This window comes from Microcystis sp. M_QC_C_20170808_M3Col, from assembly GCF_007095505.1.
Lineage (GTDB): Bacteria > Cyanobacteriota > Cyanobacteriia > Cyanobacteriales > Microcystaceae > Microcystis.
Window position 1 is genome coordinate 1 of the sequence record NZ_SFBY01000136.1, and the last position, 9,306, is coordinate 9,306.

Genomic DNA, 9,306 nt, shown 5'->3' on the forward strand with positions numbered 1-9,306 from the left:
GCGTAAGACTTCTGTTAAAGAAGCAGCATCCCGGGTCGCGTCAACCCCATTCAGCGACCATTCTAAAAAAGTGGCGTGGTGAGGAATCGCCGTCCGTTTTACGGCGGCGAGGATGTCAACACAAGTCTGGATGTATAAGTCTGGTTAACTCATAAGCTGCCCGCACATTTAAATTGCTTGTGGAAATGAGGCAAGAGGTAGGGGGCAACAGTAAAGGGATTGGGGGAGATTCAGCTAATCCAAGGATGGGCGGTTAAAATGCTTCCTAGCTTAGATTTGTTGGTTCTGGTATTCATGGCTATTAGGAATCAGCCACTAGGTTTACTATAGCAAAAGTCTGAGAGACTGTCACTGTCTGTAATACTAAATCCTTTGAGTATAGGCTACTTATGAGGACAGGCACTCATGCAAAAGGCAAAAGCGGGAACAAATAATCAGTCTTTAATAACCAGATTTAGGCTCACTGGTTACTGGTAACTATCCCCTATTTACCGCTCTCGACGATTATTTTAAATGGCTAAAAGTTTAGCCTGAAAAAATATTGCTTATATTGATTATTCGTTACTGAGATGACGTAGTTTATCCCGAAAATAGCCAAAGCTGGGTGATCGATTAATCTCCACATTCATCTGAGGAGAAATATTTTCTGCCCAGACTGTTTTCTCTTGACCCACAGAAGCTCCACCTAACTTAGATAATTGTTTCGCTCCACCTCTGTATAGAGCATCTGCCAGTTTTTCCCAAGTGCCACAGATACTATCATTAATATAGGAATCCAAGATAGCACTTTTGGCCTGGGGATAAGCAATTTTTATGGCATTAATATCACCTAAATACCAAGCTTCTCCTTCTTCAATAGCAATACAGAAGTAAATTTGGGATTGGATAGCACATTTTTCCAGACAATTGATTAATTCTTGTCGAAATTCCCGAAAACATCGATTATCCAGATCGCAAACCACGAGCAGTACAGCAGCATAATTATCAGGGTAACTAGAAAAAGTTTTATCGTATCCTTGAATCAGTTTAGGTAGTCGCTCAAGAAGAATCCGTTTGCGAGGATCGGAAATAGACTGTAAGTCTCTGGGAAGATGACCAGTTCCTTTATAGAAATGAACTTTAAATGTATGACCTGCATTCATGTCAATAATCTTAGGAATTAGAATATCAAGTGCTTTTTTACCCGACAAATCCTCAACCAAAATTTCAAAGTGCATGGTCTTATCTCTCATCTAAGTAATCACTATACCAAAGACTACCAAGGGGCAATCCTTCTGAGACGAGATTCTTAATTAAAGGATTGTCACTGGCCCGTTTAATTCGAGAAAAACCATCATCACCTTTTTCCAGAATCCAAACTTCTTCCGGCTGGAGAGCATCAACAAAATAAGGTTGATGAGTGGTGATAAAAATTTGAGAACGTCCTCTCTGTCCTGTGGCGTGTTTTCTAAATTCTTGAGCCAAGGTTTCTAATAGTTTATGGTATAAGCCGTTTTCTGGCTCTTCAATACAGATAAATGGCGGTGGAGAAGGGTCTTCTAACAGTAAGAGATAGGCGAATACTTTTAAAGTACCATCGGACATTTGCTGTACATAAAATGGGTCTTGGAATCCCTGATCATTAAATTTTAATAGTAGTCGATTATCGGGACTTTTTTCTGTGCTAATTTTTTCTATACCCGGTATCTTACGAGAAATACTATTAAGTATATTCTGAAATTTCTTGGAATGCTCTCTTTCCATAAACTGCACCACATTACCGAGATTATCTCCATGGATATTCAGATGTTTCTGGGGTCCTGCTAGGGGCAAACTTCTGGCCGCATCGGGAGTAAAATAGCTGAGATACCATCCCTCAATAAATCTCCGAAATAGGGAAATTCTCGGATGCTGTTTGAGAGAACCTAAAGTAGCAATTCCTAGTTTGCGCTTATCATTCAGTTCCACTAACTCGGTTTCCTTGCTTTCCTCATCAGCTTCTCGTTGAATTTTTTCTATTAACTTAAATAAATCAAAATGGTCTTGACCTTCTTCTACTTGTTTCCCTTCTTCTTCTCCTTTCCAGACGATTCCTTTCCCTTCATCGAGGATTAAAAATGAAAAAGGCCATCCAGTCTTTTGACCTTTTCTTCTCTGTCTGAGTCTTTCTTTTTTTACATAAGGTCTATTATCGGTATCTAGATCAATAGCTAATTCATAGGTAATTGGTCGGGAATTGTAATCTTCTTTATAGTAAATCTGAAATTCAATGCTTCCTTCCTGACCCTGGGAACGAAGACGCTCAAACCCGCCTCGACCTCGCGCATCACAAGCTTCTTCTACTCCTCCTTTAAGACAATCAGATAAAAAACCGAACGCATCAAAAAGTGTACTTTTTCCCACACCATTTTTGCCGATAACGGCCGTCATCGGTGTCAGAGAATCTCGATTTTGAGTGTTCCATAACTTGCCCAGGGTTATATCCTTGAGCGCTCGATAATTTTTAATCCTCAATCCCTCAATTCCGGCCATTATTTAGTCCCGTTTCTCATTACTAAAGTAATTTGAGCAATTTCTTGATAGACCGATTCTAGAGCAGTTATCAATTACTGACCCGATTCGATCACTCCTTCGGCCTCATGGACAATTGCCCTCAATCGATCTAAAGTTTTCTGGTCCACCTGCGTCCATAATCCCCGTTGTTGAGCCTCTAATAATCTTTCGGCCATATCTCGCAATGCCCAGGGGTTTTTCTCCTGAATAAATTGTTGTACCTTGTCGTCAAATAAATAAGCTTCGGCTACTCCCTGATAGATAAAATCCTCCACTAGATGAGTAGTGGCAGAATAGGCAAAAATATAATCTACGGTCGCAGCCATCTCGAAAGCGCCTTTATAGCCGTGTCGCATCACTCCCGCTATCCATTTGGGGTTCACTACTCGCGAACGATATACCCGGCGAATTTCTTCCTCTAAGGTTCTGATGCGGGGATTTTCTGGACGGGAATGATCACCAAAATAGGTGACGGGATTTTTGCCGGTTAATGCCCGAACACTGGCAGTTAAGCCGCCTTGAAATTGATAGTAGTCATCGGAGTCGAAAATATCGTGTTCCCGATTGTCCTGATTATGCAGCACTATCTCTAATTCTTGTAGTCTATTTCTCAATACTTCCGGTAAAGAATGGGCAGTTCCTTGACTATCATAGGCATAACAACTCCAGTTAATATAAGCATTAGCTAAGTCTTGATCATTTTGCCAGTTTTGTGACTCGATTAACCCCTGTAAACCGGCCCCGTAAGCACCGGGTTTGCAGCCAAAGATTCTGGCAGTAGCTCTCAGTTTCGCCTCTTTTTCTCCTAAGCCCTGACTTAGCCAAAACTCCCTCTCTGTCTTCACTTTCGCCGCTAAAGGATTAATTTTTTCTTCTTCCTCTTGACAAGCTACCGCATTTATGCCAGAATTAAGAAGATGTAGTATGCTGGGGAAACTGTCCCTAAAAAAGCCCGATACCCGAACGGTCACATCAATGCGAGGACGGCCTAAGCTAGACGGGGTAAGGATTTCAAACCCGACCACCCGACGGAAAAAACCATCCCAAAGGGGACGAATTCCCAGTAAAGCCATGGCTTCGGCCACATCTTCGCCACTATTTCTCATCGTCGAAGTTCCCCAGATAGAAATCGCCAAAGTGCGGGGATATTCGCCATTTTCTTGGGTATAACGTTCAATTAGTGCCTCTGCGGCCTTTCTTCCCACTTCCCACGCAGTTTCTGTGGGGATTGCGCGGGTATCGACAGAATAGAAATTTCTGCCGGTGGGGAGAACATCGGGACGGCCGCGGGTGGGAGCGCCGGAAGCACCACTGGGGACGTATTGGCCAGCGAGACCTTTTAAGAGATAGGTAAGTTCATCGGGGGTTTGTTTTAAAGCAGGAATTAACTGATTTTCTAGCCAAACCAATTCTTTTGCCGTATTTTCGCCTAGAGGTTCAATTTTCTGGCTAATTAAATCCTGAGCGAGACTTTCCAGATAGGTAGTAGTATCGTTATATTCCGTCAGGGGGTCGCAGTCGAGGTGGAGGTCAAGGGCGATCGAACGGGTTAAACCGGGGCGGTCGGGACTAGGAGAACGAGCGATCGATTGGATTAAATCAATTAACTGCTGACCCTGGGGACATTGACCGAAGATATGTAAACCGTCGCGGATTTGTGCTTCCTTGAGTTCACAGAGATAACCATCCACGAGGGTAAGAAATTGACCAAAGGAAGCGCTGATCGCAACGCGCTCGCTACGCGAGATCGTGCCTAGCTCTCGATCGAGATTAGTTTTCGCCACCAGATCACTAATCCGCTCGCGAATCAGAGCTAAACGAGAAGGATCAAGAGATTCTGCTTGATAATATTCATCGATGAGAGACTCTAACTTTTCCCAATCCCCATACAATTCCGCTCGCGTCATCGGGGGAGTGAGATGGTCGATGATAACAGCTTGGGAACGTCTTTTAGCGCTGGAACCTTCTCCGGGGTCATTGACAATAAAAGGATAAAAATTCGGCAGCGACGAGAAAGCAATTTCGGGATAACAATGGGGAGAAAGAGCGAGACTTTTCCCCGGTAGCCATTCTAAATTGCCGTGTTTACCGAGATTAATTACAGCAGTGACTTGGAATTCCTGTCGTAACCAATGGTAAAAAGCGAGATAGCTGTGGGTAGGTTCGAGGTCGGGGGAATGATAATTAAGAGTCGGGTCGAGGTCGTAACCGCGAGAAGGTTGAATACCGATAAAGACATTACCTAACTGGATGCCGGGGATAGGAAAATCCCTGTCTGGATGTCCCCAACGGTCAAGCATAGCGCTTTGATTATCGGGGGGAAGGGAGGAGAAATAATCTAGATATGCTGACCGGGAGAGAGATTGATAGATAGGTTTTAATTCCCTTGTCTCCAGGTCATTAGTGATACCGGAAATAAGCAATCGCATTAATTCATCGCTATGGTCGGGTAGGTCGGTGAGGGTATAACCTTGGGTTTGTAATGCGCGAAGAATTTCCAGACCACTAGCGGGAGTATCTAAACCGACTCCGTTAGCGATACGACCATCCTTATTGGGATAGTTGGGGAAAATGAGAGCAATTTTTTTCTGGGAGTTGGGAAGGGAGGAGAGTTGACAATAGTTTGCGGTTAAATCAGCGACAAAATCAACCCGGTGGGGGAGGGGTTGATAGATAACTATTTCCGTTTCTAGTTTCGGATGTCGGGTGAGGACAGATTTAAAGGAAATAGCGCGGGTGATAATTTTGCCATCCATTTCCGGTAAAGCGATATTGATGGCCACATCCCGGGGGGAAAGACCTTGATAACCCTGTTGATAAGCTTCTAAACTGCTGCTGCTGAGGACAACTTGGAAGATGGGTTTATTGAGGGACTGCCAGAAGTGATGATTTTGTTTGTCTTCTGGTCGTTGGATAGAGAAGCTAGTGGTATCGAGAATTAGGTCTGGGGGATGGTGGGAAAAGAGGGTTAATAGTTCCTCTTGCACTTCAATTTCCCGGACAGAGGAGAGAAAGATAGGGACAGTTTCAATATTTCTTTGGGTGAAAGCGGTGATTAAAGCATCGATAGCTTTGGTATTACCCGCGAGATAATGGGAACGATAGAAAAGTATCCAAGTCCGTGCTTGGGGTTGGGATAGGGTTATCTGGGAATAGATTCCCAACCTAGGGACAACCCTAGGAGGAGAGGGAGGATAGTCGAGATGGAGACAGGTATGCGCGATAAATTTACAAGCATTAATCCAGTTATCTATCCCTGCTTCCGTGAAATAGCACCATAACTGATTAACAGTAGTCAGGGAAGCAGTGGAATGACTCATCAACTCTAAATCCGGTTTATCCTCTCCCGGGAGGACAAATAAAGTCGCACCGGTTTCCTCGACAATTTCCTTAACTACTTCCAATCCGTAGGACCAACTCCCCCGTCCTCCCAATAAGCGAAGAATAATCACTCTTGCTTGGGATAGTACCTTGTCCCCATAGTTATCGATACTGTATTGCTGCTGTAACTGCGATAAATTCAGGGCGCGAATTGCGGGAAAATTATCGGGTAGATGGTCGATAGCTGCCGCTAGAGTTTGAATATCGGTATCAGCCATGGTGAGGAGAACAATCGGGGCCGGATTTTGGTCAATAATAATCACCCCTTCGGTATCTGCTGTCCAACCACCCGCTTGGGGCGCAATTCGGTGCATAAGTTTTGAGAGTCAGGTTAAATAATGATTAGGTTTTGAGAATCAGGGTCTCGATCGAGGGATCATTCTTAGGTAGATAGAGATGATTATATCTGTCTGCGGCAATTTTCAAGAATAGGGAATAGGGATTAGGGAATAGTCGGGGATAGGGATTAAGAAAAATCTTCACTAAAACCCACACCCCAGTCCCCCATCACCTTACTGATGACTGGGGTGTGGGGTGTGGGAAGTGGGAAGTGGGAAGTGGGAAGTGGGGAAGTGGGGAATTTCAACTAAAACCCTAAAACCCTAAAACCCTAACACCCCAAAAACCTAACACCCCAAAACCCTATCACCCTATCTCCTACCTCGCAGCCTCGGAGTCTCCTGCCTTCTGATAACTGATAACTGATAACTGATAACTGATAACTGATAACTGATAAATGAATGCTTCTCCCGCTTATGTTTGCTGTCAAGTGTTGTCATCTACTCACCTCGAACAAATTCGTTCTTGGTGGGGACAGTTGGCAATACAGGTGACAGCACCGAGGATTAGTCTAAGTGAAAGAGACATTCCCCCACAGACAGGAGAAATCTATCAACTCTTGCTTTCCACTGACCTACAAGCTTTATTGTTAGCCAGTCCCCAAGGGCATAATTTCCAGTACGAAGTCCGCATTAGTTTTGAAGCGAACACGATTAAAAATTTTCTGCAAGGACTGGCTGTCAAGTCTCTCCACAACCCAAAAATTCAGCAGGGTTATCAAATTTTAAATCTGCCTCTATCCATTAATGTCAGCAGTTTTCAAAATAAAATTTTAGTCAAAATTCTCTCGATAATTTCTTCTCGGTCTGCTGATAGAGATTGTTCCCGCATCTTCTCCGTTTGTCAACCGGTAGAAGCTGCCCTATCCCAACAAATCCAACAGGAAAGATTATTAAACCAAGTCATCACCCAAATGCGTCAGAGTCTGGAGTTACCGGTGATTCTGGAAACCGTAGTCAGGGAAGCGCGGGAGTTTCTGCAAGTGGACCGATTGTTAATTTATCAATTTTTTCCCAGTACCAGTGAGGTAAAGGGAAAAATAACTTCCGAGTCGCGCATTTCTGACCAGATAAATTCGGTGTTAAATTTAACCCCCGAAGACGATTGTTTTTCCTATATTCCCCAATACAAAGAAAAGTACCGTCAAGGATTAATTCTGGCCGTGGATGATGTGGATGCTAACTATTCTTCTTCCTTCTGTTTGTCCGAATTTTTGCGACAACACCAAGTGCAATCAAAATTAATCGCCCCGATTGTGGTACAAGAAGAATTGTGGGGTTTATTAATTGCCCATCAATGTCAAGAAAAACGCCAATGGTTGCCGCAAGAAAAGAAATTTTTAGGTCAGATTGGTGAACATCTCGCCATCGCTATCTATCAAGCGCAATTATATTCTCAAGTACAGGAACAAAAAGATATTTTTGAACGCCGGGTAATAGAAAGAACCCAAGAATTACAAGATACTTTAATGGCCGCAGAAGCCGCTAACCTCTGCAAAAGTGAATTTTTAAATAATATTAGTCATGAGTTATTAACTCCCCTAACTTGTATTATCGGTTTGTCCAGTACCCTGCAAAAATCCTCGGCAGCCAATAATTTTTTACCCCCCGACAAACAAAAACACTATCTAAAAGTTATTCAGGATAACGGCAATAAACTATTAGAATTAATCAATGACTTGCTTAATTTCTCGCAAGTTTCGGCGGGAAAAGCTGTTTTAGATATTAAACAATTTTCGCTAAAATATCTCTGTAACCATGTTTTAGAAATTATTAAAACAGAGGCAGAAACTAAAGAAATTAATCTGATTTTAGAAATGAGAATCACCGAAGAAGATCATTATTTTTACGCCGATTATGATCGAGTCCAGCAGATACTTTTATACTTGTTAAAAAATGCCCTAAAATTTACCCCCGAACAAGGTGATATCACCCTGAGACTGTGGAAAGAAGGCAGTCAGGTCATTTTTCAGGTAGAGGACACGGGCATCGGCATTCCTGCTCAAAAAATACCGCTTCTGTTTGAAAAATTTACCCAATTGGATGGCTCCCGCAAACGTCGTTATGGTGGTGTAGGATTAGGATTGGCTTTAACTAAACAATTAGTGGAACTCCATCGCGGCACGATCGAGGTAGAATCTTGCTTAGATAAAGGTTCCATCTTTACCGTCCGTTTACCTCAACAAAAGCCACCCAGATCCCAGCTTCAACCCTCGGAGAATAATCCCCATTTTAATCACCACCATCCCACTATAGTTTTGATTGAAAGTGACGAAGAAATCGCCAATCTTATTTGTGAGTTATTGATGGTGGCACATTATCAAGTTATTTGGTTAATCGATAGTGTCTCCGCTATCAAAAAAATTGAGATCGTGCAGCCAGGTATTATAATTGTCGATCGGAAAATGCCCGATATATATCATCTGTGTCATCTTTTAAAAAAATCTAGCCAAACTCAAGCCAGTAAAGTGCTAATCTTGAATGATACCCCTGAAATCAGCGTTAATTTTCTCGGTCGTCATGGCATTGACGACTATCTCCTCAAACCGATTCAACCCTCCCTATTGTTGGAAAAAATCCGCTATCTAACCGCTTTATAAGTAGGGTTTGCGGCAAAAAGTTTTTCGTGGGGGTAGGGTGTAGGGTGTAGGGTGTGGGGTGTGGGGTGTAGGGTTTTACCCATTTTCATCTGGTCAATTTTTTCCTTTTTCCTCAGAAAATAGAGCTTGAAAACTAACTATCAAATAGCTAATTTTCAAGCTCTTAATTGTAGGAATCCTAGGCTAAATTAGGATTCACTCTCGATATAGATAAATAACAAACCCATAACCACGGCTGGCATTAACCAACAGACGATCGGGATTAAAATCCAAGGCAGATAAGAAGCTGCGTAGTCACCAGTCATGTCAAATGCTCCTAGTAAAAAAATAAGGAAATGTTGACATCCTCGCCGCCGTAAAACGGACGGCGATTCCTCACCACGCCACTTTTTTAGGGTGGTCGCTGAACGGGGTTGACGCAGATAGCGAAAAACGCTTAATTGCTTAAGTCTGAC

General features: G+C 42.9%; 6 protein-coding genes. 1 reads left to right on the forward strand and 5 read right to left on the reverse strand.

Features of this window, described 5'->3' with window-relative positions:
• Positions 1-554 precede the first annotated feature (554 nt).
• From EWV84_RS06335 to EWV84_RS06350, 4 genes are all read right to left on the reverse strand, one after another.
• A complete protein-coding gene (locus EWV84_RS06335) occupies positions 555-1,217 on the reverse strand; it encodes a DUF4276 family protein (RefSeq protein ID WP_287077231.1) in 663 nt (220 codons plus the stop codon).
• Positions 1,218-1,221: 4 nt separating this feature from the next.
• Positions 1,222-2,511 carry an AAA family ATPase gene (locus EWV84_RS06340; protein ID WP_287077233.1) on the reverse strand — a complete coding sequence of 430 codons (1,290 nt, stop codon included), beginning with the start codon at positions 2,509-2,511 and terminating at the stop codon, positions 1,222-1,224.
• 74 nt (positions 2,512-2,585) lie between these two features.
• Positions 2,586-6,227, reverse strand: a complete 3,642-nt coding sequence (gene cobN, locus EWV84_RS06345) for a cobaltochelatase subunit CobN (protein WP_287077235.1) — start codon at positions 6,225-6,227, stop codon at positions 2,586-2,588.
• Between the two features lie 28 nt (positions 6,228-6,255).
• Entirely contained in the window at positions 6,256-6,408 is a 153-nt protein-coding gene (locus EWV84_RS06350) for a hypothetical protein (protein ID WP_286825197.1), read from the reverse strand.
• 241 nt (positions 6,409-6,649) lie between these two features.
• On the opposite strand from EWV84_RS06350, the gene EWV84_RS06355 reads away from it, so the two are divergent.
• Entirely contained in the window at positions 6,650-8,851 is a 2,202-nt protein-coding gene (locus EWV84_RS06355; protein ID WP_287077237.1) for a hybrid sensor histidine kinase/response regulator, read from the forward strand.
• A gap of 188 nt (positions 8,852-9,039) precedes the next feature.
• Here the strand turns inward: EWV84_RS06355 and EWV84_RS06360 are convergent, their stop codons facing one another.
• Positions 9,040-9,156, reverse strand: a complete 117-nt coding sequence (locus EWV84_RS06360; RefSeq protein ID WP_004162778.1) for a photosystem I reaction center subunit VIII — start codon at positions 9,154-9,156, stop codon at positions 9,040-9,042.
• Positions 9,157-9,306: the final 150 nt, after the last annotated feature.

What these genes read in the sequence shown, in the direction of transcription:
- cobN (WP_287077235.1), bottom strand. Translation starts at nt 6,227, where the DNA reads ATGCACCGAATTGCGCCCCAAGCGGGTGGTTGGACAGCAGATACCGAA.
- EWV84_RS06340 (WP_287077233.1), bottom strand. Translation starts at nt 2,511, where the DNA reads ATGGCCGGAATTGAGGGATTGAGGATTAAAAATTATCGAGCGCTCAAG.
- EWV84_RS06355 (WP_287077237.1), top strand. Translation starts at nt 6,650, where the DNA reads ATGAATGCTTCTCCCGCTTATGTTTGCTGTCAAGTGTTGTCATCTACT.
- EWV84_RS06335 (WP_287077231.1), bottom strand. Translation starts at nt 1,217, where the DNA reads ATGCACTTTGAAATTTTGGTTGAGGATTTGTCGGGTAAAAAAGCACTT.
- EWV84_RS06360 (WP_004162778.1), bottom strand. Translation starts at nt 9,156, where the DNA reads ATGACTGGTGACTACGCAGCTTCTTATCTGCCTTGGATTTTAATCCCG.